Raw genomic sequence first — 26,310 nt, 5'->3', positions numbered from 1 at the left:
CCCGTCAGCCGGCGAACGTATAGGCCGTCTTGACGGTGGTGTAGAACTCCATGGCGTAGCGGCCCTGCTCGCGCGGGCCGTAGCTCGAGCCCTTGCGGCCGCCGAACGGCACATGGAAGTCGACGCCCGCCGTCGGCAGGTTGACCATTACCATGCCGGCTTCGGAGTTGCGCTTGAAATGCGTCGCGTGCTTCAGGCTTGTCGTGCAGATGCCGGAGGTCAGGCCGAACGGCGTGTCGTTGGCCACAGTCAGCGCCTCGTCATAATCCGTGACGCGAATGACATTGGCGACCGGGCCGAAGATTTCTTCGCGCGAGATGCGCATGGCGTTGGTGGCGCCGGTAAACAGCGCCGGCCTGAGATAGAAGCCGGGAGTCTCGCGCTCCAGCCGCTCGCCGCCGAAGGCGAGTTCAGCGCCTTCCTGGCGGCCGATAGCGATATAGTTCTCATCCTGTTTGAGTTGGGTCTGGTCGACGACCGGGCCGATCTGGGTCTTGGCGTCCAGCGCGTCGCCGATGACCAGCTTGTCCAGGCGCTCCTTCATGGCGTCGACGAAGCGGTCGTGGATGCCTGCGGTGACGATGAGGCGCGAGGACGCGGTGCAACGCTGGCCGGTCGAGAAATAGGCGCCGTTGACGGCGCAATCGACGGCCACCGCAAGGTCCGCATCGTCGAGCACGACGAGCGGGTTCTTGCCGCCCATCTCGAGCTGGAACTTGCGCATATGCTCCACACTCGCCGCGGCGACACGCTTGCCTGTGCCGACCGAGCCGGTGAAGGAGATGGCGTTGACGTCCGGGCTGTCGAGCATTGCCTGGCCGACGACAGAGCCCTTGCCCATGACGAGGTTGAGCACGCCCTTGGGCAGCCCGGCACGATGCAGGATGTCGACGATGGTCCAGGCGCTTTCGGGAACCAGTTCCGCCGGCTTGAAGACGATGGTGTTGCCGTAGGCCAGCGCCGGCGCAATCTTCCAGGCGGGAATGGCGATCGGGAAGTTCCACGGCGTGATGATGCCGACGACGCCCACGCCTTCGCGGGTCATCTCGACGCCGACGCCGGGCCTGACGCTCGGCACCATCTCGCCCGACAGTCGCAGCGTCTCGCCGGCGAAGAAGTCGAAGATCTGCGCGGCGCGGATCGTTTCGCCGACGCCTTCGGCCAGGGTTTTGCCTTCTTCACGGGCGAGAGACCGGCCGATCTCGTCCTTGCGTGCCATGATCTCGTCGGAAGTCTTCTTCAGCACGGCATGGCGTGCCAGGGGGCCGGAGCGCGACCAGCCCGGGAAGGCCGCCTTGGCGGCCGCGATGGCCTGCTTGGCCTCCTCCGGCCCGGCCGAGGCGTATTCGCCGACCACATCGTTGGTGTTCGATGGGTTGATGTTGCGCGAGCCGGCCTCGCCCAGCCACTCGCCGTTGATCAGGTTCTTGCGGAGCACGGTCATCTTCATTCCTTCGAGATTGGCTTGTTTCTTCGAGATTGGCTGGCGTGGCAAAGCGCCGGTCATTTGTCAGACAAATGATATAGCCATGGTCTGCGGAAACGTCTACCCGAGAAGCTTTCGATAAAGGTAGGCGCGCGGCGGTGGAAGTCCACCGGCTTCGTCCGCGCCCCATGTCACGACAAAGGCCTGACGGCCTCCTTCAGACGGAGAATGACCAGAACAGGCAGGCGAGCGTGACCGCGGCGAAGATGACGAAGAACAGGCTTCTGAGCAGGATGTTGCGGCGAAGCTCATTCATGGCGAGATGCGCGCCGACGATCGCCGGGACGAACAGGAATCGCCAGTTGAGAAGGGTCCAAGGCACCTCACGCTGGCCGAGCGCCCATCGGGCGAGAAGCGAACCAACAATGGCGGCGAACAGCACGATCGTTGCCCAGAAGATCGCGTCGGCGGCATGCGTAAGCACAACCCCGGCGGCGCGGATGGGCAGGATCATCATCAACAGCGCGCTGAAGAAATAAATGGCGGCGATGGCCAGGAACGAACCCGCGTCGGCAATGCCGTCGAGGCGCTTAACGCCGAAGGCGCCTTGAGGGTAGCCGTGCTTGGCGACCGCCAGCGACAGCGCCATCAGCAAGGCGCTCAGAACCGTGACCAATGCGAATGCGCCGAGAGCCTTGCTCATGCCGTTCCCTGTCGAGACGAATCACGGGAGTCTAGCAGAGCGCGGCTGCCGAAAACCGCAATTCACCTCGCGGCAGTATCGAAGCGTCAGGGCTCTTGCGAGGCCGAGTGGAGTTCGGCCTTGCGCCGGGCGGTCTCCAGGCCGACGTCGATGAAGCGGCGCGCATGGCGGGCCAATTCCATGTTGTCGGTCCACAATTGCGCCAGATCGCCGTCTTCCTCAAGAGGTTCTCGCCGACGATCTCGGAGGAGAAGGATTCGCGTCGAGCACGACAGCGCAGGCGGGGCCGGTGCAGGCGTGGCGACGACGCTGGTCTTGTCCGGGATATTGGCCGATCTAGGCGACCTGACCGGCCCGATTACACATTGGACGCCTTCCGCCGGCGCTGACCTAACCGATGCGAGCGCCGCTTGCCGGATCGAACAGATGCAGCGCCGCTGGGTCGGCGGCGAGGCGGACCTCGTCGCCCGGTTTGACATTGCTGCGGCCCATGACGAAGACGCAGATCTGCTGGTTGGCCAGCCTGACATAGAATTGCGTCGACAGGCCGAGCGGCTCGACGACCTCGACCTGACCTTTCAGCGGGCCGTCGTCGGCCAGCCGGATGTGTTCCGGCCGCAGCCCGACGGTCAGCGCATCGCCATCCTTCAGCGGCAATCCGTCCGGCAGCCTCAGCTTCTGGCCGTCGGCCAGCACGGCATCGACCTTGCCGCCCTTGGCGACCTTTGCCGGCAAAAAATTCATGCCGGGCGAGCCGATGAACCCGGCGACGAAAGTGTTGGCGGGACGATCGTAGAGCTCCAGCGGATGACCGACCTGCTGCACATAGCCGTCATGCATGACGACGATGCGGTCGGCCATGGTCATCGCCTCGACCTGGTCGTGCGTGACATAGACCGAGGTCGTCTTCAGCTGCTGGTGCAGCGCCTTGATCTCGGCGCGCATGTGGACGCGCAGCTTGGCGTCGAGGTTCGACAGCGGCTCGTCGAACAGGAAGACTTTGGGATCGCGCACGATGGCGCGGCCCATGGCGACGCGCTGGCGCTGACCGCCGGAAAGCTGGCGCGGCAGGCGGCCGAGAAACGTCTCCAGACCGAGGCGCTTGGCGGCGGCGCCCACCCTGCCGTCGATCGTCGTCTTCTCGGTCTTCTTCAGCATCAGGCTGAAGCCCATGTTCGAGGAGACGTCCATATGCGGGTAGAGCGCATAGGACTGAAACACCATGGCGATGTCGCGGTCCTTCGGCGCCACATCGTTGACCAGCCGCTCGCCAATGCGGATCTCGCCGCCGGTGACCTCCTCCAGGCCGGCGATCATGCGCAGCAGCGTTGACTTGCCACAGCCGGACGGGCCGACCAGCACGACGAACTCGCCGTCGGCGATCTCGAGATCGACGCCGTGCAGGATGCGCAGCGCTCCATAGTCCTTCTCGACATGTTGCAGGGTGACGGAAGCCATCGATTATCCTTTGACAGCGCCGGCGGTAAGGCCGGTGACGAGATAGCGTTGCAGGAAGGCGAAGAAGATGCAGACCGGGATCAGCGCCAGGATGGAGGCCGCCATCATCTGCCCCCAGTCGACAGCGAACTTGCCGATGAAGGTGAGCAAGCCGACGGCAAAGGTCTTCTGCTCATCGCTGGAGATCAGCATCAGCGCGAACAGCAATTCGCTCCAGGCGGCGGTGAAGACGAAGCCGAGCGTCGCCCCCATGCCGGGCAAGGTGAGCGGCACGATCACCCGGCGCATGGCCTGGGCGCGCGTGCAGCCGTCGATCATCGCCGCCTCTTCCAAGTCCTTTGGAATGCTGTCGAAGAAGGACTGCATCAGGAAGGTGGCGAAGGCGGTGTTGAAGGCGGTGTAGATGATGATCAGCCCGGTCAGGCTGTTGGTCAGGCCGAGATCGCCCATGATGCGGTAGATCGGCGGGATGACCATCACCAGCGGGAAAGTCTGGGTCAGCAGAAGCAGGATCGCTAATGTCGCCTTGCCGCGGAAGGTAAAGCGAGACATCGCATAGCCGGCTAGCGTGGCGATGACGGTGACCAGTGCCGCCGTCGACACCGAGACGATGACGCTGTTCAGGAAATAGCGCGGGAAGTCGGAAGCCTCCAGCACGGTGTCGAAGTTCTTGAGCGTCATTTCCGATGGCCAGAACGTTATGCCTTCGGAATAGAGCAGCCGCTCCGGCGTCACAGAGATCTTCAGCGTCCAGAAGATCGGGAACAGCGCGAAGACGACATAGGCGGCGATCGCGGCGTAGAGGCCGATGCCGCCGGCGATGCGCGAGGAGGTGGAGCGGCCGGCGATCATCAGACATGCCTCACAAGCGTGCGGCGGATGGCGATCAGGCCAACCGCATAGGCAATGAGCAGCACCAGCAGCAGAACCGCGACTGCGGACGCATAGCCTTTGTCCAGCGACTTGAAGGCGCTGACATAGATGTAGACCGGCACCGTGCTGGTCGAGCCTGCCGGTCCGCCCTCGGTCATGACGAAGATCAGGTCGGCGAAGGTCGCGATCCAGATGGTGCGCAGCATGACGGTGATGACGATGGTCGGCGCCAGGAACGGCAGCGTCACCTTGGTGAAGCGCTGCCAGGGCGAGGCGCCGTCGATGGCTGCCGCCTCATGCAGTTCCGACGGGATCGACTTCAACGCCGCAAGCAGAGTGATGGCGAAGAAGGGAATGCCGAACCAGATGTTGGCGACGATCGGCCCCCACATAGCTGTGGCCGGATCGGAAAGCACGTTGGTCGGCTCGGCCTTCAGGCCGAGCGCGAAAAGCCAGTGCGGCAGCGGGCCGATGATCGGGTTGAACAGCCAGGCCCAGGTAAGGCCGGAAAGAAAGGACGGCACCGCCCAGGGCAGGAACACCACGGCCTGCACGACCTTGCGGCCATAAAAGGGCTTGTCGAGCAGCAGCGCCAGACCAAGCCCGAGGAAGAACTGGAAGAACAGGCTGGCGGCCGTCCACCAAAGCGTGTTGACCAGCGCCTGGCCGAGCACCGCGTCGGAGAGCATCGCTTGGTACTGGCCGAGCCCGACATATTCCGATTTGAAGGCGGAGAATTTGCGGAAGGAATAGCTGATGCCGATGATCAGCGGCACCAGGAGCACGACGACCAGCAGGACGATAGCCGGCGAAAGATAGAGCCAGGGCTCGATCGCGGCCTTGCTCAGCCGCTTCTTGCGCGGCCGGCCCGTCGATCGGATTTCGGACACTGCGTAGGTCATCGATTTGGCTCTACGGGTGATGGTGAGGCTAGCGTGGCGACAGCGTCCTTCTCCCCATTCTACGGAGAGAAGACGCCGGTTCACCCTCCGTAGCTGCAGCGCAGCTGCTGCGGAGGAGGGCAGGCAGATGAGGAGCGGAGCCGACTTTCAGGATTCGGCGCTGCCCCTCATCCGTCACTTGTCCGTGAATGTCGTTCTCCCAAAACCGCTTCGCACTTTTGGGCGACATTCATCGGGTGACACCTTCTCCCCGCAAGTGGGGAGAAGGAAGAAAGGTCACTTCTTGTTCTTGGCCAGCCAGGCCTGCTGCTCCTTGGTCAGGAACGCCGCCCACTCGTCGGCCACCTGCTTGGCCGGCTTCTGGCCAAGCAGCACTTCCTGGAAGTTCTTGATCGCCACTTGGTCGACGAAGTTGCCGAGGTTTTCCAGATGCGTCGGCGGCGTCACCATTTCATACTTCGAGCTGTCGTTGAGCTCGGTGAACCAGCCTTTGAACTGCTCGGTCTTGAAGTGGGCGTCCTGATCGGCGCCGTTGTGGATCGGGACGACGCCGACTTCCTTGGCCCATTCCAGATTGTCCTTGGGCGACAGCAGCGTCGCCATCAGCTTCCAGGCTTCGTCCTTGTGCTGCGAGTTGGCGAACATTGCCCAGCCGGCATAGCCCAGCGTCGGATAGGATTTACCGCTCGGGCCGACCGGCAGCGGCGCGACCGCAAAGTCGTCGGCGCTCATCTTGTCGGCGATGCCGAGCAGCGCGTCCGGATCCTGGTTGAGCATGGCGCAGGTGCCGGAATAGAAGCCGGTCACCGTCTCGTTGAAGCCCCAGCTCACGGAATCCTTCGGCGCCAGGCCGTTCTTGTACATGTCGGCCAGCATCTGCAGCCCCTTGACCGAGCCCTCGTCATTGATGGTCGAGGTGCCGTCCTCGGTGAAGTAGCCGCCCTTGCCGGCGGCGATGTTCATGAACATGTGCATGCCGTTGAAGGCGCCGGGACCGCCGCGCAGGCAATAGCCGTATTTGCCGGGGATGGCGGAGATCTTCTTGGAGAACTCGACGAACTCGTCGAGGTTTTCCGGCGGACGGTCAAGACCCGCTTCCTTGAACAGCTTTTTGTTCCAGAACAGCGCGTTCACATAGTAGCCGTAAGGGATCATGAACTGCGTGTTGTTGACTGTCGAGCCGAACTGCTTGGCGCGGTCGCCGAGCGTCTTGGCGTCGTCCCATTTGGCCATGTAGGGGCCGAGATCCTCGAGCTGCCCGTTGTTGGCATAGAGGCCCATCCAGCGCTCCGGCATCTCGACCACGTCGGGCGTGTCGCCGGCCTGAACCATGGTGAGAAACTTCTCGAACGCCTGGCCCCAGGGCAGCGAGACGAGCTCGACCTTGATGCCGGGATTGGCCTGCTCGAATTCGGCGATCTGCTTCTTCAGGAATTCGGTGCGCGGCGGGCTGGTGATGACCTCGACCATCTTGATGGTGGTGTCGGCCAGCGCGGCCCCGGCGGAAATCGCGAGGCCGGCAGCGGCGGCAAGCAGGATTGTCAGTCTTTTCATGTTCGGAACTCCCATTTTGAACACCTTATTTTTTTGCCTTGTCGAAGGCCTGGGCGATGTCGGCCCAAAGATCCTCGACATTCTCCAATCCGACATTGAAGCGGATGGTTCGGGGGCTGACGCCGAAGCGCGCCATCGAATTGAGACCCGGCGTCTGCTCGAGCGAGGCCTTGGCGGGCACGACCAGGCTTTCATGGCCGCCCCAGCTGACGCCGATGCGGAACAGCTTCAGCGCATCGACGAAAGCCGGAATGTCGACATCTTCCGCGACCTCGAAAGAGAACAGCCCGGCATAGCCGGCAAGCGTCTTCTTGCCGGGATGATTGGAGTAGGCGGGATGGTTGACCCGCTCGACCTTGCCATGCGCCTTCAGCCGCTCGGCGAGCGTGAGACCGCTCTTCATATGATGCGGCAACCGCAGCGGCAGCGTGCGCAGGCCGCGCAGCAGAAGCCAGCCCTCGAAAGGCGACAGCTTGCCGCCAAGCGACGAATAGGTCTGCTCGTTGATGTGCTTGATATGCGCGGCCGAGCCCGCCACCACGCCAGCGACGGTGTCGCTGTGGCCGCCGAGATATTTCGAGGCCGAGTGCAGCACCAGATCGACACCATGCGAAATCGGCTTCTGGAAGACGGGCGTCGCCCAGGAATTGTCGATGGTGGTGACGATGCCCTCACTCTTCGCCAGCCGGGTCAGGTGCTCAATGTCCTGCAGCTCGAACATCATCGAGGTGGGGCTTTCGAGGTAGAGCAGCTTGGCGCCCGGAAGCGCCGCCGCCACCGCATCGGGGTCCGAGCCGTCGACATAGTCGACCTTGATTTGCAAGCGCGGGAACAGGCGCTCGAACAGGCGGTAAGCGTCGCCATAGCAGTTGCGTACGGCAACGATCCGCTCGCCGGCGCCGACGAAGGCGAGCACGGAGGCGCTGATCGCCGCCATGCCGCTGGAGAAGCCCCGCGCGGCTTCCGCGCCTTCCAAGGCCGCGACGCGCGCCTCGAACTCCATCACCGTGGGGTTGTCGCCGCGCGAATAGATCGGCTGCCTTCGCCTGCCGGCAAAGGTGTCGGCCATGTCGGCGTAATTGTCGAAGGTGAAGAGCGATGTCTGGTAGATCGGCGGCACCACAGCGCCGCCGGGGAACGGATCGTCATGCGCGAGAAGAGTCGCCGCCTCGCCGAGATAGTCGCTGGCCAAAGAAGCCGGGTCGAACCCTGTGGGATGCTCGTTCATTTGCGGTCCAAAAGCTTGAGGTTGGCGGCGCCGCGCTTCAAGTCGTTTTCGACAGTAGCGATGAGCTTCAGCGCTTCGGCCCGGGCTCCCTCCGGGTCGTGCGCGGCGATGCGGTCGAAGATGGTGCGGTGATAGGGAAAGCTGGCATGGCCGAAATCGCGCACGCCGAGCGGATGCTCCCAGAAGCGGTGGAACAGCTCGTGCATGGCGCTGATGATCTGCTCGAACAGCGGATTGCCGGAGGCGCGGTAGACCGACTGGTGGAACTCCCAGTCTTCCTCCGACGACATGCCGGCGCGGCTGTGGAAGGCTTCTTCCATGATGTCGAGCTTGCGCTCGATCTCGGCGACCTCAGCCTTGCCGGCGCGGACGGCGCAAAGAGCGGCGGCCTCGGCCTCCAGCGCGCGGCGGATCTCCAGGGTGCGCATCAGGCCGCCGAAGTCGTTGCCGCCGGCAAGGGTCAGCGGCATGTGCAGCATGTCGGGCGAGACCGCCGCCTTGAGGTAAGTGCCGCTGCCTTGGCGCCGCTCGACGAGGCCCAGCCCCTCCCAGCGGGTGAGTGCCTCGCGAACCGTGTTGCGGCTGACCTTAAGGCGCTCGGCCAAGATGCGCTCGGTCGGCAGTTTTTCACCGGGACCCAGCGCCTCCTGCCGCACGAAGCCGGCCAACGCCTTCAGGACCGCATCATCGCGGGCCGTCGTCTGGATCGGCGGGAGAGGGTCGGTCACGCTGGTGAATCAATCCGAAAGTGGTTCAATGGTCCAACCAATTTCTGCATGAACGAAGAGGTGAGTCAACCACGCATGGTGCGATTCGACGATTTCGATCGGCAGCCGACAATGCGCGAGCGGCGTCAGCCGGTCACGCGCCGAGCTTCGCTCCAAGCTGCTCGACTTGAAACGGAGCGACCTGCAGCGGTCCTTCGAGGACCCCTTGCGACAGCAAGGCAGCCTGCCCGAGTTCGGTCAGAGCGTAGATGCCGCGCTCGGCCCTGGCGAACCAGCCATAATAGTTGTGCAGCAGGATGCTGGCCGCGCGGGGCGCGACGAGTTTCAAATCGCGCGGCCGCTTCGGGCCGTCGGCCATGGCGGCGGCGCAGGCAATTGCTTCCTGGCGGTATGCGGTCATGATCGGCTTTTGCCGCGTGCTACCGCCGATGGAGGGATCGCCCTTGCGGCGGTGATGCTCCTCGACCAGCCGCGAGCGCCGCCTCGGGTCGCGCCGCGGCGGCACGGCGGCCGGGCTGAGCAGCAACTCGACCTTGCCTTTCCCGTCAACCGCGAGCAGGCCGAAGCCGAGCCGGCGGCAGAGCGCGCGAAAACGTCGATCGTGCTCGCGGCCCTTGCCGCGCGCCGACATCCGCGCGGCGAGCCAGACCTCGTCGCAGGCCGCCGCCCGATCGACGCCTTGCAGAACGAGCTCGAGATTGAACTGCAGCTTCAGCTCGCAGATGACGACCACGGGCGGCTCGCCTTCGCGTAACCCGACGATGTCGCAGCCGCCGACCTCGCCTTTGACGGTGAAGTCGAGGCTCTCGAGGAACCGCTTCACCGGTGCATAGAGGGACGTTTCCTGCATGGGAGAGGCATAGCCGATTCGAGCCCGGCCGACACGGCAGAAGGCGACGCGACCGCCCGCCGCTATTGCTTGGCGAACTGGCCCCTATAGGTCTGGCCGGCAAGCGTGTACGTGCCGGCAAGCGTTCCGTCAGGCTGCATCGTAAACGTGATGTCTGCGCCGTTCGGCAGGCGTCCAAGCTTTAATGTGTTCCCGGCGATCCTGCCGGCGCCGTCGGCGATCCCCGGCTTGTTGTCGGCCATATCGCCCCACGCGTAGCTGACCGTCACCTGCCCGGCCGGTGAAACGGTCAGCACGGCCAGCTTGCCTTCAAAGGTGCCATCCAGCCGTCCCGCCCAAATGCCTGAAAACGCCGCATATCGGGCGGGGACACTCTTGCCCGGAGGCGTGATCGCCACGGTTTGGTCGAGCACCGCAGTGTCCGGGACAGCGGGAGCCGCGACAGCAGCCGGGGCAGGTTGAGGAGGAGGAGGCGGGGCCTCGGATACCGATTCACAAGCGGCAAGCGCCAATGCCGCGAAACCGAGCATCACAGAAAGACTGTTTGGTGGAGCCAATCGGAATCGAACCGACGACCTCTTGAATGCCATTCAAGCGCTCTCCCAACTGAGCTATGGCCCCACTCCCGGCAGTCAGCCGGCGCCGTTTCCGGCGAAGAGATCCGGCGCGGTTGGGCACCGCGCCGTCGTTTAGTGCTGGCGGCTTCTAGCGCCGCCTTCGGTCAAGATCAAGCCTTGAAAAGCCGCTTTTTCGTCACAGGTCAAAATGGCCGGCAAACAATCGCGCCGGGCCGAAATCAGACCTCGTCCTCGTCGTCGCCGACGCCGATCATATCGGAAACGTCGTCGTCCTCTTCCTCCTCGTCGGCAAGGAAGGTGTCATCGTCATCGTCACCGAGATCGACATCATCCTCGTCGTCGCCGAGATCGGGCAGATCGTCGCCGCCGCCCTTGGTCTCCTCGTCCGCATCTTCGAGCGAGACGATTTCGGCGCCTTCTTCCTCCTCGGAGTCGACTTCCTTGTCGGCGACGTCCTCATCGTCCTCGATCGCGGAAATCTTGCCTTCCTCGAAATAGGAGCGCGGATAGCTCTTGCCGGTGTAGGGCGAGACGATCGGGTCCTTGTTCAGATCGTAGAATTTCCGCCCCGTTTCGGGGTCGACACGTTTTGTGCCAAGTTCAGGTTTTGCCACAGCAAGCCTCGTCAAAAAAAGAATGGTCCCCTTAACCGCAGTTTTCCGCGCTGTCAAAGCCAAAAGCCGGCATCGCAAAACCTTGCATTCGAAGGCCCGCGTGAGGGGATGACCATTGCGGCGTGCCGTGATACGAGACCGCCGCAACACGACGAATTGAGCCGGCCCGCCGGCGCCCGCATTTGGAAAAGACAATGTCTCACGCTGCCGCCCCGAAGCCGGCTACGGCCCGCAAATCCCCTGCCCTTGCCGGCACGGCGCGGGTGCCGGGCGACAAGTCGATCTCGCACCGCTCCTTCATGTTCGGCGGCCTGGCTTCCGGCGAGACGCGCATCACCGGCCTGCTGGAGGGCGAGGATGTGATGCGCACGGGCGCCGCCATGAAGGCGATGGGCGCGCATATCGAAAAGAAGGGGGCCGAATGGGTGATCCGCGGCACCGGCAACGGCGCGCTGCTCGAGCCGGAAGGCCCGCTCGATTTCGGCAATGCCGGCACCGGCTCGCGGCTCACCATGGGCCTGGTCGGCACCTACGACATGGAGACGACCTTCATCGGCGACGCCTCGCTCTCCGGCCGGCCGATGGGCCGGGTGCTGGAGCCGCTGCGGCAGATGGGCGTGCAGGTGCTGAAGGCGGCGCCCGGCGACCGCATGCCGATCACGCTGCGCGGCCCGAAACATGCCGCGCCGATAACCTATCGCGTGCCGATGGCGTCCGCCCAGGTGAAGTCGGCGGTGTTGCTTGCCGGGCTCAACACGCCGGGCATCACCACCGTGATCGAGCCGGTGATGACGCGCGATCACACCGAAAAGATGCTGAAAGGCTTCGGCGCCAACCTGACCGTCGAGACCGACGAGCGCGGCGTGCGCCACATCTTCATCGAAGGCCAGGGCAAGCTCACGGGGCAGACCATCGCCGTGCCCGGCGACCCCTCCTCCGCCGGCTTCCCGCTGGTGGCGGCGCTCATCGTGCCGGGTTCCGATATCGTGATCGAGAACGTGCTGATGAACCCGACCCGCACCGGGTTGTTCCTGACATTGCAGGAGATGGGCGGCCGCATCGACATCCTCAACCCCCGCATTGCCGGCGGCGAGGACGTGGCCGACCTGCGCGTGCGCTCCTCCGACCTCAAAGGTGTCGTGGTGCCGCCGGAGCGGGCGCCGTCGATGATCGACGAATATCCGGTGCTGGCGGTTGCCGCTGTTTTCGCCGAAGGCGAGACGCTGATGCAGGGTCTGGAGGAGTTGCGCGTCAAGGAATCCGACCGGTTGTCGGCGGTGGCCAACGGGCTGAAGCTCAACGGCGTCGACTGCAGCGAGGGCGAAGCCTCGCTCGCCGTGCGCGGCAAGCCCGGCGGCAAGGGCCTGGGCGCTCATCCCAACGGGCCGGACACGGCGGTGAAGACGCATCTCGACCACCGCATCGCCATGAGTTTCCTGGTGATGGGGCTGGCGACGGAAAAGCCGGTGACCATCGACGACGCCAACATGATCGCGACGAGCTTTCCGGAATTCATGGGGCTGATGAAGGGGCTCGGCGCCGAGATCGAGTGACGGGCGATGGGTTGGAGCCGAACCGAGATGCAAGCGGAACAGCACCCCGCTTTGTCCTGCCGGACATCTCCCCCGCAAGGGGGGAGATTGGCGGCTCCGGCGCTCCGCTCAATCCTGCAACATAGACAATTGGCGCAAGCCGCGATGACGGCTGATCTCCCCCCAAGCGGGGGAGATGTCCGGCAGGACAGAGGGGGGCGCGAAGGATCGCGGCGCTCATCTTGTTCATTGCGCCTATCGTTCGAGGCGAGCCAATGAGTACCCCCTTCGCCATCGCAATCGACGGCCCCGCGGGGGCCGGCAAGGGCACACTCGCTCGCCGGCTCGCCGATCATTACCGGCTGAACCTGCTCGATACCGGCCTCACCTATCGCGCCGTCGCCCATAAGCTGCTCGAGCTCGGTCTGCCGCTCGACAATGTCTCGGCGGCGGAAACCGCGGCACGCCAAGTCGATCTTTCGAACCTCGACCGTACGGTGCTTTCGGCGCATGCGGTAGGCGAGGCCGCCTCAAAGGTCGCCGTCATTCCGTCGGTCCGGCGCATCCTGGTCGACAAGCAACGCGAGTTCGCCAAGGCGCCGCCAGGCGCGGTGCTCGACGGACGCGACATCGGCACGGTCGTGTGTCCCGACGCCGATATCAAGCTCTATGTCACAGCGAGCGCGGAAGTGCGGGCAAGGCGCCGGCTGGCCGAGATCGAAAGCATGGGCGGCAGCGCCGATTTTGCCACGATCCTCGCCGACATCGAGCGCCGCGACGAGCGCGATATGGGCCGTGCCGACTCCCCGCTCAAGCCGGCGGCGGACGCGCACTTGCTCGACACCAGCGACATGGCAATCGAGGCCGCGTTTCTGGCGGCCATGGCAATGGTTGACCGAGCCATGGCCGCGAAAGACCTCGCCTGAGCTTGGCTATCACGACCGGATCGTGCCTTCGATCGCATGTCTGCCTGACCTGCTCACGACGGCTACGAAAACCGCCGCGGTGACATAGGCAATCAAGGCGTAAAGCGCTGGCGGGATCGCCATTTCGGCATTGTTGAGCAGATATTCGCTAAGCGCCAGGGCTATGACGAACGCGGCGTTGTGGATGGCCGTTGCCATGGTGATGGCGACCGCCTGCCGCCTCTCCAGGCGCAGCAGCGACGGAACGGCGTAGCCGAGCGCCATGCTCACCACGTTGAACGCAAAGGCGGCAAAGCCGACAACAGGTCCCCAGGTCACGATGACCTGCCGCTGATCGACGACGGCAAAAATAACGACCGCCGCAAGAAAAAGCGTCGCCAGTAGCTTGACGGGCCCTTCCAGGCGCTCGGCCAAGGCCGTGTAGCGGTGCCGGACGGCAACTCCGATCGAGACCGGGACAAGCACAACGGCAAAGAACTGCAGGAATTTCTCGATCGGCAGCGGGATGACGTGCCCGGCGCCATAGAAATGCAGCAGCGAAAAATTGGTGATCAATGGCACCGACACCAGCGCCACCATTGAGCTGATCGCCGTCAGCGTCAGGCTGAGCGCCGTATCGCCCTTGGCAAGATGGGTGAAGAGAACCGCGGACGGGGCGCCGGGACTGGCCGCGAGCAGCATCATGCCGACCGCCATGGCAGGCGGCAAGGCCGAAACCGACACGATGCCGAAGCAAAGGACGGGAAGAACCAGTATCTGCACGATAAGAGCCACCAGGAGGGCCTTCGGTCGCAGCACCACCTGCAAGAAATCCTGGAGCTTGAGGGACAGGCCAAGCCCCAGCATGATGATGACGAGGGCAACCGGCAGGAAGATGTTGAAAGTGGCGCTTGACTGCATGGTGATGCTCCCCGTGACAATCCATGTCGGCAAAAAAGAACTGCAGCCGCGAACGCGTAATCGCAAAAACATTCGGGCGGAGCACGCGCACCGCCGCGACGCGCACTTGCCTGACACCGGCGAAGTGTCTATAGAGACCGCGTTTCTGGCGGCCATGGCTAACCATCAAAGACTGCTGGCCAAGAGAAACAAGGCCTGATGCGGGTTTTCCTCGTGTTTTCCGTTGCCGGAGGCGATGAAAATACCCATATCGGGCACGAACCAGCCTGCCAGCATTCTCTATGCGCCGGACTTGCCGCTTAAGCGGCCGAGGGCTCTTCAGCCCGGAACGCCGGCAGGCTCACACAACGCTAACCCACGGCGCCCGCTTCGCTTGTTGTGCGAAGCATTCCAGGAGAAACAATGTCAGCTGCAAATCCCACTCGCGATGATTTCGCGAGCATGCTCGAAGAATCATTCACCGCCGGCCATTCCGGCGAGGGCCAGGTTGTCCGGGGCACGATCACCGCGATCGAAAAGGACATGGCCATCATCGATGTCGGCCTCAAGGTCGAAGGCCGCGTGCCGCTGAAGGAATTCGGCGCCAAGGGCAAGGATTCCTCCCTCAAGGTCGGCGACACCGTCGAGGTCTATGTCGAGCGCATCGAGAACGCGCTTGGCGAGGCCATGCTGTCGCGCGAGAAGGCCCGCCGCGAGGAGAGCTGGGTGCGCCTCGAAGAGAAGTTCACCAAGGGTGAGCGCGTCGAAGGCGTCATCTTCAACCAGGTCAAGGGCGGCTTCACCGTCGATCTCGACGGCGCCGTGGCGTTCCTGCCGCGCAGCCAGGTCGACATCCGTCCGATCCGCGACGTCTCGCCGCTGATGCACAACCCGCAGCCCTTCGAGATCCTCAAGATGGATCGCCGCCGCGGCAACATCGTGGTGTCGCGCCGCACCGTGCTCGAGGAGAGCCGCGCCGAACAGCGTTCGGAAATCGTGCAGAACCTCGAGGAGGGCCAGGTTGTCGAGGGCGTGGTCAAGAACATCACCGACTACGGTGCTTTCGTCGACCTCGGCGGCATCGACGGCCTGCTGCATGTCACCGACATGGCATGGCGCCGCGTCAACCATCCGACCGAGATCCTCAACATCGGCCAGACGGTCAAGGTGCAGATCATCCGCATCAACCAGGAAACCCACCGCATCTCGCTCGGCATGAAGCAGCTCGAGAGCGATCCGTGGTCGGATATCGGCACCAAGTTCCCGATCGGCAAGAAGATCAAGGGCACCGTCACCAACATCACCGACTACGGCGCGTTCGTCGAGCTGGAGCCGGGCATCGAGGGCCTCATCCACGTTTCGGAAATGTCGTGGACGAAGAAGAACGTGCATCCCGGCAAGATCCTGTCGACGACGCAGGAAGTCGACGTGGTGGTGCTCGAGGTCGATCCGGCCAAGCGCCGCATCTCGCTCGGTCTCAAGCAAACGCTGGAGAACCCGTGGGAAGCCTTCGCGCGCAACCATCCGGTCGGCAGCCAGGTCGAGGGCGAGGTCAAGAACAAGACCGAGTTCGGCCTGTTCATCGGCCTGGAAGCCGACGTGGACGGCATGGTGCACCTCTCCGACCTCGACTGGACCCGTCCGGGCGAGCAGGTGATCGAAGAGTACAATCGCGGCGACATGGTCAAGGCGCAGGTGCTCGACGTCGACATCGAGAAGGAGCGCATCTCGCTCGGCATCAAGCAGTTGGCCCGCGACACGGTCGGCGAGGCGGCGAGCAGCGGCGAGCTGCGCAAGAACGCCGTCGTTACCTGCGAGGTCACCGCGGTGAAGGATGGCGGTCTGGAAGTACGGCTGGTCGACAGCGGCCTCGATACCTTCATCAAGCGTTCGGACCTTTCCCGTGACCGCGACGAGCAGCGCCCCGAGCGCTTCACCGTCGGCCAGAAGGTCGACGCCCGCGTCATCGCCTTCGACAAGAAGACCCGCAAGCTGCAGGTTTCGATCAAGGCGCTGGAAATCGCCGAGGAGAAGGAAGCGGTCGCCCAGTACGGCTCGACCGACTCCGGCGCCTCGCTGGGAGACATCCTGGGCGCGGCGCTGAAGAAGCAGGGCAACTAAGCTCCTTCCTCTACCGAAAGCAAAAACCCCGCCGGAGCGATCCGGCGGGGTTTTTCATTGCACTTTGATCTGTGAGCTCAGGCTCGCCCGTAGAGCGGCACCAGCGTGCCGCTCATCGCCTGATTGGCGGGCGAGGCGAGATAGGCGATCGCCTCGGCGGCGGCCTCGAGGCTGACCCATTTGGTGAAATCGGCGTCGGGCATGTCGGCGCGGGTGGCGGGCGTGTCGAGCGTCGAGGGCGCGACCGCATTGACCAGGATGCCCTTGTGCTTCAGCTCCTCGGCCATCGCCTGCGTCATCGCGGCGACCGCCGCCTTGCTCGCGGCGTAGGCGACCATTCCGGCGCCGCGCCTGGGATCAAGCCCGGCGCGCGCGCTGACGTTGACGATGCGCCCCGCGGTGCCCGACGTCAGCATCGAGCGCACCGCGGCGCGGCTGCAAAGGAAGGTGGTCCGCGCATTGGTGTCCATCATCTCGGCAAAGGATGCCGTCTCGATCTTTTCGACCGGCGCCATGGTGAAACCGCCGGCAAGATGGATCGAAGCCCAAAGCTCCGGAACCTGATGGTAGAAGGCCTCGACCTTGGCGGAGTCCGACAGGTCGACATTGTGTGCCAGATGGACGCTGGCGTGAGCCGCGTAGGGAAAATGCGGCGGAGCCGCGGCATGCGCATTGGGCACGTGGCAAATCGCGCCCTGCTCCAGCAACCTGCCGACAACCGCGCCGCCGAGCGCCCCGGTGCCGCCCGTCACCACGACATGCCTGCCGTTAAGCGTTTCCGTCATATTTCGACTGCTCCTGTCGTATTCTTATGGTATGCCGCCCCAGCCTCGAACGTCGCGCCTTTCGCGTCGTCACTCAATTGAAATATCGACATGGCAGGCGTCCCGTCTTTGCATGCGTCGACACGCAGCCGCGTGACGTGACGCGGGCCGCGTCTCGGCCGGATGGGACGATCGCCAGGAGCCTCAATCGACGGTGATTTCTATAACCCGCGGCTTGCCGGCAGTTCGCGCGCGCTTCAGCGCACCGGCCAGGTCACCGACCCCTGTCAGCCGCTCGGCTTCGATGCCGTAGGCCTCGGCGAGCTTGCAGAAATCCGGCGGCGCCGGCGACACGCCGACCGGCTCGACGCCGACATCAAGCATCGAGGTCTCGATCTCGCGATAACCGCGATTGTTCCAGACGACGAAGATCACCGGCGCCTCGGCGTCGAGCGCCGCGCCGAGCTCCGGCAAGGTGAACTGGAAGCCGCCGTCGCCGGTGAGGCACACGACCGGCGCTTCGGGCACGGCAAGGGCGGCACCGATCGCCGCCGGCGGACCGTAGCCCAGCGCGCCGAAACCGGTCGCGGCATTGAACCAGCCAGCCGCACGGTCGTGGTCGTAATAGAGATTGGCGGCGTAGATCGGCTGCGTCGAGTCGCCGACGATGATGGCGCCGGGCAGCGCGCCGCGGATCGTCTCCACCGCGCGCAGTTGCGCCAGATAGTCTGGCCGCAGCTCCGCCAGCGCGGCCTCTCGCCCTGCGGCAGCGCGGGCTTCGCCGTCTTTCGCGGCGACATGAGCGGCGCCGAGTGCAGCCAGCAGGGCAGAAAGCGCCTCGGCACAATCGGCGTGGATGCCAACCGTCACCGGACGGCGCGCGAGCTGGTCGGCGCCGATATCGATGCGGATGAGGCTCGGCGGCAGCACGAAGCCGCCATCGCCGTAGCCGTCATAGTCGGTGGGGCCGAATTCGGTGCCGGCGGCGATCACCAGATCGGCATCCGCCATCAGCGCGCGCACCGCCTTGAGGCTGGGGCTTGCCGGCACCAAGAGCGGGTGCCGATGCAGCAGGCCGCGCGCGTTGGCGGTCTCGACCACCGGCGCGCCGAGCGCTTCGGCGAAGCGTGTCAGCGCCGCGTCCGCTTTCTTGGCACCGCCACCGGCAACAATCAGCGGACGGCGAGCCGCCTTGATCAACCTCGCAGCCTCGGCAACAGCCGCCGCGTCCGGAGCGGGCGGCGCGGCGTTGCCGAGCACCGGCGCGAGCCCCTCGGCGGGCTTCACCATGACGTTTGTCGGGATCTCGATGTGAACCGGACCCGGCCGCGACGAGGAGAAGACGGCGAAGGCGCGGGCGAGCGCACCCGGCAGTTCCTCGGCCTCGGTGACACGCTCGGAAGACAGCGCCACCTTCTCCATCATGCCGCGCTGGTCCGGCAGTTCGTGCAGGAAGCCCAAACCCTTGCCGAGCGTATCGGTGGCATTGACACCGGAGATCACCAGCATCGGCACCGAATCGGCGCGCGCCTGGCCCATCGCGGTGATGGTGTTGGTGAGGCCGGGTCCGGTGATGACGAAAGCCACGCCCGGCCGGCCGCCGGCGCGGGCGTAGCCGTCGGCCATGAAGCCGGCGCCCTGCTCGTGGCGCGGCGTGATGTGGCGGATCTTCGAACGCGCCAGGCCGCGATAAAGCTCGACCGTATGCACGCCCGGAATGCCGAATACGGTGTCGACCCCATGCGCCTCGAGCAAGGTGATGAGCGCTTCGCCGAGCGTGGTCACTGGTTTTCTCCCTTTGGAGCGGATCACCGTTTAACGGAAACAGTGATTTGCTCTATCTCTTTGTTTGTTACGCAATCCCGGACGGGAAACCGCTTTTCACCTTTTCCTGGAATTGCTCTGGACCGTGATGGCGTTTCGTTGAATTGCCATCCCGATCTAACCTTTGTTGAGCATGATCTTTCTCCGAAAACCGGGTCCTACTTTTCGGGATCATGCTTCAGCGGTGCGAGGCCGAGTTCGGCCTCGACAGCCTTGATGCCAATCGCCGCCAACTCGCCTGGCGAGAACATCTCACCGGCCAGGCAGCCTTCGATCCAAAGCCCGTCGATGATCGCGTTGATGGCGATGGCATGACGGCGCAGCTGACTTGCGTCCGGTTCGCGCTGTTCGGCGGCGAGCACCTCGGCGACGACCGCTTCCACCTCGTTACGAAAGCCAAGATAGCCTTCGCGGTGAGCACGGGCGAGCGTCGGATCCGCACCGGCACGGCCGATGAAGGTCGCCCAGAGCGAAAACACCCGTTGGTCGATGATCGGCGCGCTGAGATTGGCGGTGACGAAAGCTGCAAGGCATTGACGAGGCGACGCCTCTTCCATGACCAATGCCGCTTTCGCCTGCTCGGTCATGCGGCCGACCAGCGCCGTATAGGCCCCCTGCAGCAATTCTTCCTTGCCGGGGAAATAGTGCCGGATCAGGCCGGCGGTGACGCCGGCACGCAATGCGATGGTGCGCAAAGTGGCGCCCTGCAGGCCATATTCCGCCACGCAGTCCAGAGTCGCTTCGATCAGATCCTGCCGCCGCCGCTCCTCGCCCTCGCGACGGAACTTGCGGCGCGCAGTCATCGGCGCAGGATCGGCCGCGTCAGGCATGTCGGCCCGCCTTCGCAGGCGATACAGAGCGCATCCGCCTCGAAAATCTCAACCGTGCAGCCGGCGGCCTCCATCGCGGCTTTGGTCTTGGGAAAGCCCGCAACGGCAATGACCTTGTGCGGGCTGGTCGGCAGCACGTTCAGGCTGAGGCCGTTGGAAGCGGCGAATTCTCCGGCGTCGCCTTCGACCAGCCTGATGCCGCGCGCCTTCAGCATCTGATAGAACGGAGCCGGCAACAGCGGCGAATAGACCAGCGCGAGATCGTCGGCCAGCGGGCTGATCACCGACATCAGATGCAGGCACGCCTCTTCCCCCTGCCACAGCGGCAGATCAAAACCGTAGACGGAAATTCCCAGCGGCGTCAGCAGGTTCGAAACCTGCTGGATGCCTTCCTGATTGGAGCGGACCCCGCGCCCGATCGCCAGCGTGCGGGCATCCACCCATACGCAATCACCGCCTTCGACCTGGCCAGGAGCCTCGACGCGGCCAAGGATCGGAATGCCCAGCCCTCTGTAGGTTTCCTCATGAAGGGAGGGCTCCCTGGCGCGCAATGGCTTGCCCATGGACAGGATCAGCGCACCGCGGTCGGTCATCAGCGATGGGTCGTGCGTGAACACCGAATCCGAAAGGCCGTCGGCCTTGTCCTCGATCCATTCGATTTCGGCGCCGGAAGCCGCTACCAGTTCAGCAAGGGCCGCGTGCTGCGACGCTGCCTTCGCCGGGTTGAACCCGGGGCCATAGTGCCATTGAGTTCTGTCGGCGTCGCGCATCGCGTTCGCCGCCGACCGCATGAGCACGCGCCGCAGCGGCGCCGCCATGGATTGTGATCCGAAAGCGCTCATCAATGCCCTTTTAAGATGAAAAAAACCGAAAAAATTTCATGAACGGCTATTTATACACTTGCGCAACAAGGTCGCAAGTGCCGTAATGAACGGGATTGACGGGCTCGCGCTGCCGGGTCCATGCTGAAGTGAGGAGCGGGACAGTACAGCGTATGTTGATGAGCCGGATGGACGTTCGACGAACTGCCGTCGCCCATATAGAGGTTACCCGGTGAGCGCGGTGGAAGCCGCCGCAGTCCCAGCCGGCCAAGCGCAGAGCGGCGCCGCCGAAGCCATCCATGTCGAGAACCTGCACAAGAAGTTCGGCCAGTTGCATGTGCTGAAGGGCGTTTCGCTGTCGGCGCGCGACGGCGAGGTGATCGCCATCATCGGCGGCTCGGGCTCCGGCAAGTCGACGCTGCTGCGCTGCATCAACTGCCTGGAAAACCCGACCAGCGGCATCATCCGTGTCAATGGCGAGGAGATCAAGCTGAAGGCCGACAGCCACGGCCATACGGTTCCTGCCGACCGCAAGCAGATCGAGCGCATCCGCTCGAGACTCGGCATGGTGTTCCAAAACTTCAACCTGTGGAGCCACATGACGCTGATCGAGAACGTCATCGAGGTTCCGGTGCACGTGCTCGGCGTCAAGCGCGACGAGGCGATCGCCCAGGCCGAGAAGCTGCTCGCCCGGGTCGGACTGGCGGAGAAGCGCGACGTCTACCCGGCATTCCTGTCGGGCGGCCAGCAGCAGCGCGCCGCAATCGCCAGGGCACTGGCGATCAATCCGCGCGTCATGCTGTTCGACGAACCGACCTCCGCGCTCGATCCGGAGCTGGTCGGCGAGGTTCTGAAGGTGATCGGCGACCTGGCGCGCGAGGGGCGCACCATGGTGCTGGTGACGCATGAAATGAAATTCGCCCGCGAGGTCGCGACCCATGTCGTCTACCTCTACAACGGGCTGGTCGAGGAAGAAGGCTCGCCGGAACAGCTGTTCGGCGCCCCGAAATCCGAAAGGCTCAAGCAATTCCTCCGCAATGTCGGCTAGGGCCGGCGTCAAGCGGAGCGAAAACCGGGAACGACAACAAACTGGGAGTCCTGAAATGAAGACTGTTCTCAAGACCTTCGCCGCGGCGCTGCTGTTCGGCGTCGCCGCGATGGGCGTGGCCAAGGCCGATCAGGTCAAGATCGGCGTCGCCGCCGAGCCCTATCCGCCGTTCACCTCGCCGGACGCGACGGGCAAGTGGGTCGGCTGGGAGATCGATTTCATCGACGCCGTCTGCGCCGAGGAGAAGCTCGACTGCGTCATCACGCCCGTTGCCTGGGACGGCATCATTCCGGCGCTCACCACCAAGAAGATCGACCTCATCGTCTCCTCGATGTCGATCACCGACGAGCGCAAGAAGACGATCGACTTCTCGGATAAGTATTACAACACGCCGACAGCAATCATCGGACCGAAGGATCAGAAGTTCGGCGCCACGCCGGACGATCTTAAAGGCAAGGTGATCGGCGTTCAGGTGTCGACCGTACATGCCGTCTACGCCAAGAAGCACTTCACCGGCGCGCAGGAGATCAAGGAATACCAGACGCAGGACGAGGCCAACAACGATCTCGCCGCCGGCCGTCTCGATGCGGTGCAGGCCGACTCCATCGCGCTCGGCGAATTCCTCAAGACGGACCAGGGCAAGGCCTGCTGCGATCTGAAGGGCATGGTCGCGCCGGACGACGAGGTGCTGGGACCGGGCGTGGGCGCCGGCGTGCGCAAGGAAGACACCGCGCTCAAGGAAAAGATCAACGCTGGCATCAAGGCCATCCGCGCCAATGGTAAGTACGATGAAATCTCCAAGAAATACTTCGACTTCGACATCTATGGCGGCGCCACGCAGTCGAACTGACGCCTCCATTTGATATTGGGGCATGGCCAGCGCCATGCCCCTTGGCCCAAACCCTGCCACGCAAGCCCGCCGCTGAACGCTGCGGTCGGCGGCTGCCAGCAATTCGGGGGCGAAGCTGATCAATGCCTTTCTTCCGGCCTCGGCGGCCGGCATCATCGAACTCCTGTCGCCCGTGCCGCCCGGCTGGGGCGGCACCCTGCTGGTCGGATTGCTGCATTCGATCGAGATCGCCATCGGCGCCACCTGCCTTGGCCTTTTGATCGGCACCGGCGGCGCCTGGGGCAAGCTTTACGGCGGACCGGTGACGCGCGATCTGCTCGCCGTCTACACCACGGTGGTGCGCGCCGTGCCGGAACTGGTGCTGATCCTGCTGCTCTATTACGCCGGCACCGATCTCATCAATCAGCTGCTGACCGCTATGGGTTACCAGCGCGTCGACATCAGCGGGCTGGCCGCCGGCATTTTTGTCCTTGGGGTCGTGCAGGGCGCCTATTCGACGGAAGTCATCCGCGGCGCCATCCTTTCCATCCCACAAGGCCAGATCGAGGCCGCCCGCGCCTATGGCATGCCGCCCGGCCTGATGTTGAGGCGCATAACATTGCCGGCAATGCTGCCTTTCGCCATTCCCGGCCTTGCCAATCTCTGGCTGATCGCCACCAAGGACACCGCGTTGCTTGCCGTCGTTGGCTTCTTCGAACTGACGCTGGCGACGCGTCAGGCGGCCGGCGTCACCAAGGCCTATCTGGTCTTCTATCTTGCTGCCGGCGCGCTTTATCTGGCGCTGACGCTGTTTTCCAACGTGATCATCGGCCGCGTCGAGGCCTGGTCGCGGCGCGGCATGCCTTCCGTCAAGGAGGCGCGCTGATGTCGGCCGAAGCGACCACGATCAACATGGCGGCGCGTGCCTCGCTCTGGCTGAAGCCGCACCGCATCGTGCTGATCCTAATCGCGCTGGGATTGGTCCTCTGCGCGGCCTTCTTCATGCGCTGGGACTGGCTGCCGCAATATTGGCAGATGGGGCTGCTCGGCATCTGGCGGTCGCTGTGGATCCTCGTCGTGACCTGCGCGCTGGGCTTTATACTGGCCGTACCGCTTGGGCTGGCGCAGGCCGGTGGGCCGTTCTGGCTCGCCGCACCGGCCAAGATCTTCTGCACCATCATTCGCGGCACGCCGCTGCTGCTGCAGCTCTGGCTGCTCTACTACGGGCTTGGATCGCTTTTTCCGCAATATCCATGGATTCGCGAGTCCTGGATGTGGCCCTATCTCAGGCAAGCCTGGCCCTACGGCGTGTTGGCGTTGACCTTGTCATTTGCCGGCTATGAAGGCGAGGTGATGCGCGGCGCCTTCGCCGGCGTGCCGAAAGGGCAGCTGGAAGCCGCGCGCGCCTTCGGCATGAGCCGCTTCAAGATCTTCCGCCGCATCTGGCTGCCGCAGGCCTTCTTCCGTGCGCTGCCGACACTGACCGGCGAAACCGTGCTGCAGCTCAAGTCGACGCCGCTGGTGGCGACGATCAGCGTCATCGATATCTTCGCCGTCTCGTCCAAGGTGCGGCAGGACACTTATCTCACCTACGAGCCCTTGCTGCTGCTGGCGCTGATCTACATGACCATCACCGGCATCCTGGTTCTCATCTTCAGCCGCATCGAGGCCCGGATTCCGGTCAAGATCGGTTAGTAGGGGAGTAGGGGAATAGGGGAATAGGGGAATAGGGGAATAGGGGAGTGTTCAGCCACGATCCGCATTCACATTTCCATCCCCATTCGCTATTTGCTCCACAATTTCCCCCTACTCCCTTATTCCCTTACTCCCTCAGGACGGCTCCGATGCAACTCACTCTCGACCAGGCAACAGGGCTCTGCCGCATGGCGGCGCTCGGCGCCGGCGCCAATGAAGAAGCGACGCAGTCGCTGGTTGCCTCGATCATCGCGGCGGAAGCAGAAGGCCTGTCGGCGGTCGGCCTGTCGCATTTCATCGACTATCTGGAGGCGATCGAGGACGGCCGCATCGACGGCAATGCCGATCCGGTCGTCACCCGGCCGGCGCTGGCCGCCTACCTCTCCGATGCGCGCGGCGGACTTGCCCATACCGGCTTCGACCGCACTATCGATGACCTCGTCAAGGCAGCGAGGCTTTTCGGCGTCGCCATCTTCTCCCAGAGGAACGCCTATACCTGCGGCGCGCTCGGCTATTTCACCGGACGGCTGGCAGCGCAGGGGCTGGTCTCGTTCGCCGCCACCAACGGGCCGGCGGTGCTTGCAGGCTCGGGCTCGGTCAAGCCGGTCTACTGCACCAACCCGATGTCCTTTGCCGCGCCTGCCGCGGACGGGCCGCCGTTGGTGATCGACCAATCGTCGAGCGCCACCGCCTTCGTCAACATCCGCAAGGCGGCGGAAGACGGCAGGAAGATCCCCGAGGGCTGGGCACTCGATGCCAGCGGCAACCCGACCACCGATCCGGCGGCGGCGATGAAGGGCGCGATGCTCGCCTTCGGCGGCCAGCGCGGCGCTAACATCGCGCTTATGGTCGAGGTGCTGGCGGCGGGGATTTCCGGCGCCAACTGGTCGCTCGACGCACCCTGGTTCTCCGGCGGGCCGGACAGCCCCGGAACCGGGCTCTTCGTGCTCGCTATCGAGCCCAAATTGGTCGATCCGGATTTTGAGCAGCGCATGAAGGACCAGCTCGACCGGCTGCGGCGGCGCTACGGCGTGCACATCCCCGGCCGTGCCCGGGCAGAGGCCGCTGAAAAGGCGACGGCGCGCGGTGTCGATATCCCGAAGGCGGTCGTGCAGCGCATTTCCGAATTCGCCGAACGCTACTCGGCCTGATCGAGGCATCGCCCGGCAACAAGGCGCGCATTTGTTTCGCGCCGCTTTGAACCTTTCTTAGCCCGGCAGCGACCCATCAGCGGCACCCCACATCGCAAGCCGCAAAAGGGTGGCTTGGGTCGCGGCTTGCGATTGGCGGCCGTCGCGCCAGGCGTCCAGGGCCGGGGCGGGCGTGCTTGCTTCACGCCGCCTTGATACCGTCTCAGGTCAGGCCGCCTCGTTGGACCCTGTTTCGGTGCGCTCACTGCCCGGAAAACCCCGCCTCGGCGGGGTTTTCTGTTTCTCACTGCGGCAATAAAACATGCGAAAGTTCGTCAGGTTTATTCTATTTGACGGAGTGGACGCCTTTGCGTCCGTCAAATCAGCAAAAAGGAGACCGCATGTTCGCCAGCACCGACACGTCCAGACCAAGGCTTATCGTTCCGGCCCTAGGCGGACTCTATGCGACGCTGAACAATGCGGCCGAAACGCTCCTGCGCGCCGTTGCCGGGGCGTTCCTCGCCATTCATGGCTCGCAGAAGATCGTCAATCCGTTTGGCGCCACGGAAATGGTCGAAGGTCTGGGCTTCTATCCTGGCGTCTTCTGGTCCCCGCTGCTCGCCTGCACCGAATTCTTCGGCGGCATTTTGATTGCCATCGGCCTCGTCACCCGCCCGGCCGCTTTCGCCGGCCTGATCGTGCTTCTGGTCACGGTATGGTTCCACTGGGTCACCATGGGCCAGGGCTTTTCGGGCGCGGAAAAGTCGCTGCTCTGGGCGGCAATCCTCGCCTTCTTCGTCATCCGAGGCGGCAACCGGCATTCGGTCGACGCGCGCATCGGCCGGGCGTTCTGAGCGGCTTTTACCCTGACGCAATTCGGCACGGAAAACCGCTCCACACTTTCCTGGAATTACTAAAAAACAAGGCGGCGGCGACCTCCGGTCGCTCTTTGCCTTTGACGCGAAACGGATTAAGAAGCGGCTCAGCCAAGCTTTTG

General features: G+C 64.2%; 26 protein-coding genes, 1 tRNA gene and 1 pseudogene. 10 read left to right on the top strand and 18 right to left on the bottom strand.

Features of this window, described 5'->3' with window-relative positions; translation table 11 throughout:
- Positions 1–4 precede the first annotated feature (4 nt).
- The 13 genes and pseudogenes from CK222_RS01820 to CK222_RS01760 all read right to left on the bottom strand — a co-directional run bounded on the left by CK222_RS01820 (position 5) and on the right by CK222_RS01760 (position 10,914).
- Positions 5–1,444 (bottom strand): aldehyde dehydrogenase family protein, encoded by a 1,440-nt coding sequence (locus CK222_RS01820; RefSeq protein ID WP_095799463.1) that lies wholly within the window; start codon positions 1,442–1,444, stop codon positions 5–7.
- Positions 1,445–1,643: 199 nt separating this feature from the next.
- The gene (locus tag CK222_RS01815) at positions 1,644–2,129 is read right to left on the bottom strand and encodes a hypothetical protein (RefSeq protein WP_095799194.1); all 486 of its coding nucleotides are present in this window, start codon (positions 2,127–2,129) and stop codon (positions 1,644–1,646) included.
- Positions 2,130–2,215: 86 nt separating this feature from the next.
- Positions 2,216–2,388, bottom strand: a pseudogene (locus CK222_RS01810) (sugar phosphate isomerase/epimerase); the annotation flags it as partial.
- A 131-nt stretch (positions 2,389–2,519) separates the two neighbouring features.
- The gene (ugpC, locus tag CK222_RS01805) at positions 2,520–3,587 is read right to left on the bottom strand and encodes a sn-glycerol-3-phosphate ABC transporter ATP-binding protein UgpC (protein WP_095799193.1); all 1,068 of its coding nucleotides are present in this window, start codon (positions 3,585–3,587) and stop codon (positions 2,520–2,522) included.
- A gap of 3 nt (positions 3,588–3,590) precedes the next feature.
- Positions 3,591–4,439 carry a carbohydrate ABC transporter permease gene (locus tag CK222_RS01800; RefSeq protein WP_067324203.1) on the bottom strand — a complete coding sequence of 283 codons (849 nt, stop codon included), beginning with the start codon at positions 4,437–4,439 and terminating at the stop codon, positions 3,591–3,593.
- Positions 4,439–5,362 (bottom strand): sugar ABC transporter permease, encoded by a 924-nt coding sequence (locus CK222_RS01795; RefSeq protein WP_095777012.1) that lies wholly within the window; start codon positions 5,360–5,362, stop codon positions 4,439–4,441. Before CK222_RS01795 ends, CK222_RS01800 begins: the two co-directional genes overlap by 1 nt.
- 276 nt (positions 5,363–5,638) lie before the next feature.
- Positions 5,639–6,916, bottom strand: a complete 1,278-nt coding sequence (locus CK222_RS01790) for a sugar ABC transporter substrate-binding protein (protein ID WP_067003717.1) — start codon at positions 6,914–6,916, stop codon at positions 5,639–5,641.
- Positions 6,917–6,941: 25 nt separating this feature from the next.
- Positions 6,942–8,144 (bottom strand): PLP-dependent transferase, encoded by a 1,203-nt coding sequence (locus CK222_RS01785; RefSeq protein ID WP_095799192.1) that lies wholly within the window; start codon positions 8,142–8,144, stop codon positions 6,942–6,944.
- Positions 8,141–8,872 carry a FadR/GntR family transcriptional regulator gene (locus CK222_RS01780; RefSeq protein ID WP_095799191.1) on the bottom strand — a complete coding sequence of 244 codons (732 nt, stop codon included), beginning with the start codon at positions 8,870–8,872 and terminating at the stop codon, positions 8,141–8,143. The genes CK222_RS01785 and CK222_RS01780 overlap by 4 nt, the downstream gene beginning before the upstream one ends.
- Positions 8,873–9,005: 133 nt before the next feature.
- Positions 9,006–9,722, bottom strand: coding sequence for a DUF2161 family putative PD-(D/E)XK-type phosphodiesterase (locus CK222_RS01775; RefSeq protein ID WP_095799190.1), 717 nt, complete (start codon positions 9,720–9,722; stop codon positions 9,006–9,008).
- A gap of 62 nt (positions 9,723–9,784) precedes the next feature.
- Positions 9,785–10,135, bottom strand: coding sequence for a hypothetical protein (locus CK222_RS01770; protein ID WP_245299804.1), 351 nt, complete (start codon positions 10,133–10,135; stop codon positions 9,785–9,787).
- Positions 10,136–10,267: 132 nt separating this feature from the next.
- Positions 10,268–10,343 (bottom strand) — tRNA-Ala (locus CK222_RS01765).
- A 175-nt stretch (positions 10,344–10,518) separates the two neighbouring features.
- Positions 10,519–10,914 (bottom strand): TIGR02300 family protein, encoded by a 396-nt coding sequence (locus CK222_RS01760; protein WP_067003406.1) that lies wholly within the window; start codon positions 10,912–10,914, stop codon positions 10,519–10,521.
- A gap of 194 nt (positions 10,915–11,108) precedes the next feature.
- Between CK222_RS01760 and aroA the strand changes: the two genes are divergently transcribed.
- The gene (aroA, locus tag CK222_RS01755; RefSeq protein ID WP_095799189.1) at positions 11,109–12,467 is read left to right on the top strand and encodes a 3-phosphoshikimate 1-carboxyvinyltransferase; all 1,359 of its coding nucleotides are present in this window, start codon (positions 11,109–11,111) and stop codon (positions 12,465–12,467) included.
- 254 nt (positions 12,468–12,721) lie between these two features.
- Positions 12,722–13,372: a (d)CMP kinase gene (gene cmk / locus CK222_RS01745; protein WP_095799188.1), complete on the top strand. Its 651-nt coding sequence runs from the start codon at positions 12,722–12,724 to the stop codon at positions 13,370–13,372.
- A gap of 9 nt (positions 13,373–13,381) precedes the next feature.
- Here cmk and CK222_RS01740 read toward each other — a convergent pair whose 3' ends face one another.
- Positions 13,382–14,272 (bottom strand): bile acid:sodium symporter family protein, encoded by an 891-nt coding sequence (locus CK222_RS01740; RefSeq protein ID WP_095799187.1) that lies wholly within the window; start codon positions 14,270–14,272, stop codon positions 13,382–13,384.
- Between CK222_RS01740 and CK222_RS01735 the strand changes: the two genes are divergently transcribed.
- Complete coding sequence (locus tag CK222_RS01735; RefSeq protein WP_067003398.1) at positions 14,271–14,471, top strand: hypothetical protein; 201 nt, start codon at positions 14,271–14,273, stop codon at positions 14,469–14,471. The genes CK222_RS01740 and CK222_RS01735 overlap by 2 nt on opposite strands.
- Before the next feature lie 203 nt (positions 14,472–14,674).
- Positions 14,675–16,372, top strand: a complete 1,698-nt coding sequence (rpsA, locus tag CK222_RS01730) for a 30S ribosomal protein S1 (protein WP_095799186.1) — start codon at positions 14,675–14,677, stop codon at positions 16,370–16,372.
- 77 nt (positions 16,373–16,449) lie between these two features.
- Here rpsA and CK222_RS01725 read toward each other — a convergent pair whose 3' ends face one another.
- From CK222_RS01725 to CK222_RS01710, 4 genes are all read right to left on the bottom strand, one after another.
- Positions 16,450–17,157: an SDR family NAD(P)-dependent oxidoreductase gene (locus CK222_RS01725; RefSeq protein WP_067003394.1), complete on the bottom strand. Its 708-nt coding sequence runs from the start codon at positions 17,155–17,157 to the stop codon at positions 16,450–16,452.
- Positions 17,158–17,340: 183 nt separating this feature from the next.
- On the bottom strand, positions 17,341–18,921 hold the full coding sequence (locus tag CK222_RS01720) for a 5-guanidino-2-oxopentanoate decarboxylase (protein ID WP_095799185.1): 1,581 nt from the start codon (positions 18,919–18,921) through the stop codon (positions 17,341–17,343).
- Positions 18,922–19,118: 197 nt separating this feature from the next.
- The gene (locus tag CK222_RS01715; protein ID WP_095799184.1) at positions 19,119–19,790 is read right to left on the bottom strand and encodes a TetR family transcriptional regulator C-terminal domain-containing protein; all 672 of its coding nucleotides are present in this window, start codon (positions 19,788–19,790) and stop codon (positions 19,119–19,121) included.
- A complete protein-coding gene (locus CK222_RS01710; RefSeq protein ID WP_095799462.1) occupies positions 19,760–20,632 on the bottom strand; it encodes a dimethylarginine dimethylaminohydrolase family protein in 873 nt (290 codons plus the stop codon). Before CK222_RS01710 ends, CK222_RS01715 begins: the two co-directional genes overlap by 31 nt.
- A gap of 211 nt (positions 20,633–20,843) precedes the next feature.
- Here CK222_RS01710 and CK222_RS01705 point away from each other — a divergent pair, with 211 nt between their 5' ends.
- From CK222_RS01705 to CK222_RS01680, 6 genes are all read left to right on the top strand, one after another.
- Positions 20,844–21,659: an ABC transporter ATP-binding protein gene (locus CK222_RS01705; protein WP_095799183.1), complete on the top strand. Its 816-nt coding sequence runs from the start codon at positions 20,844–20,846 to the stop codon at positions 21,657–21,659.
- A gap of 55 nt (positions 21,660–21,714) precedes the next feature.
- Positions 21,715–22,509, top strand: a complete 795-nt coding sequence (locus CK222_RS01700; RefSeq protein ID WP_067324186.1) for a transporter substrate-binding domain-containing protein — start codon at positions 21,715–21,717, stop codon at positions 22,507–22,509.
- Positions 22,510–22,708: 199 nt separating this feature from the next.
- The gene (locus tag CK222_RS01695) at positions 22,709–23,374 is read left to right on the top strand and encodes an ABC transporter permease subunit (RefSeq protein WP_127247917.1); all 666 of its coding nucleotides are present in this window, start codon (positions 22,709–22,711) and stop codon (positions 23,372–23,374) included.
- A complete protein-coding gene (locus CK222_RS01690) occupies positions 23,374–24,183 on the top strand; it encodes an ABC transporter permease (RefSeq protein WP_095799182.1) in 810 nt (269 codons plus the stop codon). The genes CK222_RS01695 and CK222_RS01690 overlap by 1 nt, the downstream gene beginning before the upstream one ends.
- Before the next feature lie 149 nt (positions 24,184–24,332).
- Entirely contained in the window at positions 24,333–25,334 is a 1,002-nt protein-coding gene (locus tag CK222_RS01685) for an Ldh family oxidoreductase (RefSeq protein ID WP_095799181.1), read from the top strand.
- A 380-nt stretch (positions 25,335–25,714) separates the two neighbouring features.
- Positions 25,715–26,167 carry a DoxX family protein gene (locus CK222_RS01680; RefSeq protein WP_067324182.1) on the top strand — a complete coding sequence of 151 codons (453 nt, stop codon included), beginning with the start codon at positions 25,715–25,717 and terminating at the stop codon, positions 26,165–26,167.
- Positions 26,168–26,310 lie beyond the last annotated feature (143 nt).

Source organism: Mesorhizobium sp. WSM3866, assembly GCF_002294795.1.
GTDB lineage: Bacteria > Pseudomonadota > Alphaproteobacteria > Rhizobiales > Rhizobiaceae > Mesorhizobium.
The sequence above is the reverse complement of the archived record's forward strand: the minus strand, read 5'-3'. Positions and strand labels throughout refer to the sequence as shown.

Bases quoted from the DNA above. Each gene is read 5' to 3' on its own strand.
- CK222_RS01820 (WP_095799463.1), bottom strand. From the start codon at position 1,444: ATGACCGTGCTCCGCAAGAACCTGATCAACGGCGAGTGGCTGGGCGAG.
- CK222_RS01815 (WP_095799194.1), bottom strand. From the start codon at position 2,129: ATGAGCAAGGCTCTCGGCGCATTCGCATTGGTCACGGTTCTGAGCGCC.
- ugpC (WP_095799193.1), bottom strand. From the start codon at position 3,587: ATGGCTTCCGTCACCCTGCAACATGTCGAGAAGGACTATGGAGCGCTG.
- CK222_RS01800 (WP_067324203.1), bottom strand. From the start codon at position 4,439: ATGATCGCCGGCCGCTCCACCTCCTCGCGCATCGCCGGCGGCATCGGC.
- CK222_RS01795 (WP_095777012.1), bottom strand. From the start codon at position 5,362: ATGACCTACGCAGTGTCCGAAATCCGATCGACGGGCCGGCCGCGCAAG.
- CK222_RS01790 (WP_067003717.1), bottom strand. From the start codon at position 6,916: ATGAAAAGACTGACAATCCTGCTTGCCGCCGCTGCCGGCCTCGCGATT.
- CK222_RS01785 (WP_095799192.1), bottom strand. From the start codon at position 8,144: ATGAACGAGCATCCCACAGGGTTCGACCCGGCTTCTTTGGCCAGCGAC.
- CK222_RS01775 (WP_095799190.1), bottom strand. From the start codon at position 9,722: ATGCAGGAAACGTCCCTCTATGCACCGGTGAAGCGGTTCCTCGAGAGC.
- aroA (WP_095799189.1), top strand. From the start codon at position 11,109: ATGTCTCACGCTGCCGCCCCGAAGCCGGCTACGGCCCGCAAATCCCCT.
- cmk (WP_095799188.1), top strand. From the start codon at position 12,722: ATGAGTACCCCCTTCGCCATCGCAATCGACGGCCCCGCGGGGGCCGGC.
- CK222_RS01735 (WP_067003398.1), top strand. From the start codon at position 14,271: ATGGTGATGCTCCCCGTGACAATCCATGTCGGCAAAAAAGAACTGCAG.
- CK222_RS01740 (WP_095799187.1), bottom strand. From the start codon at position 14,272: ATGCAGTCAAGCGCCACTTTCAACATCTTCCTGCCGGTTGCCCTCGTC.
- rpsA (WP_095799186.1), top strand. From the start codon at position 14,675: ATGTCAGCTGCAAATCCCACTCGCGATGATTTCGCGAGCATGCTCGAA.
- CK222_RS01725 (WP_067003394.1), bottom strand. From the start codon at position 17,157: ATGACGGAAACGCTTAACGGCAGGCATGTCGTGGTGACGGGCGGCACC.
- CK222_RS01715 (WP_095799184.1), bottom strand. From the start codon at position 19,790: ATGCCTGACGCGGCCGATCCTGCGCCGATGACTGCGCGCCGCAAGTTC.
- CK222_RS01710 (WP_095799462.1), bottom strand. From the start codon at position 20,632: ATGAGCGCTTTCGGATCACAATCCATGGCGGCGCCGCTGCGGCGCGTG.
- CK222_RS01700 (WP_067324186.1), top strand. From the start codon at position 21,715: ATGAAGACTGTTCTCAAGACCTTCGCCGCGGCGCTGCTGTTCGGCGTC.
- CK222_RS01690 (WP_095799182.1), top strand. From the start codon at position 23,374: ATGTCGGCCGAAGCGACCACGATCAACATGGCGGCGCGTGCCTCGCTC.
- CK222_RS01685 (WP_095799181.1), top strand. From the start codon at position 24,333: ATGCAACTCACTCTCGACCAGGCAACAGGGCTCTGCCGCATGGCGGCG.
- CK222_RS01680 (WP_067324182.1), top strand. From the start codon at position 25,715: ATGTTCGCCAGCACCGACACGTCCAGACCAAGGCTTATCGTTCCGGCC.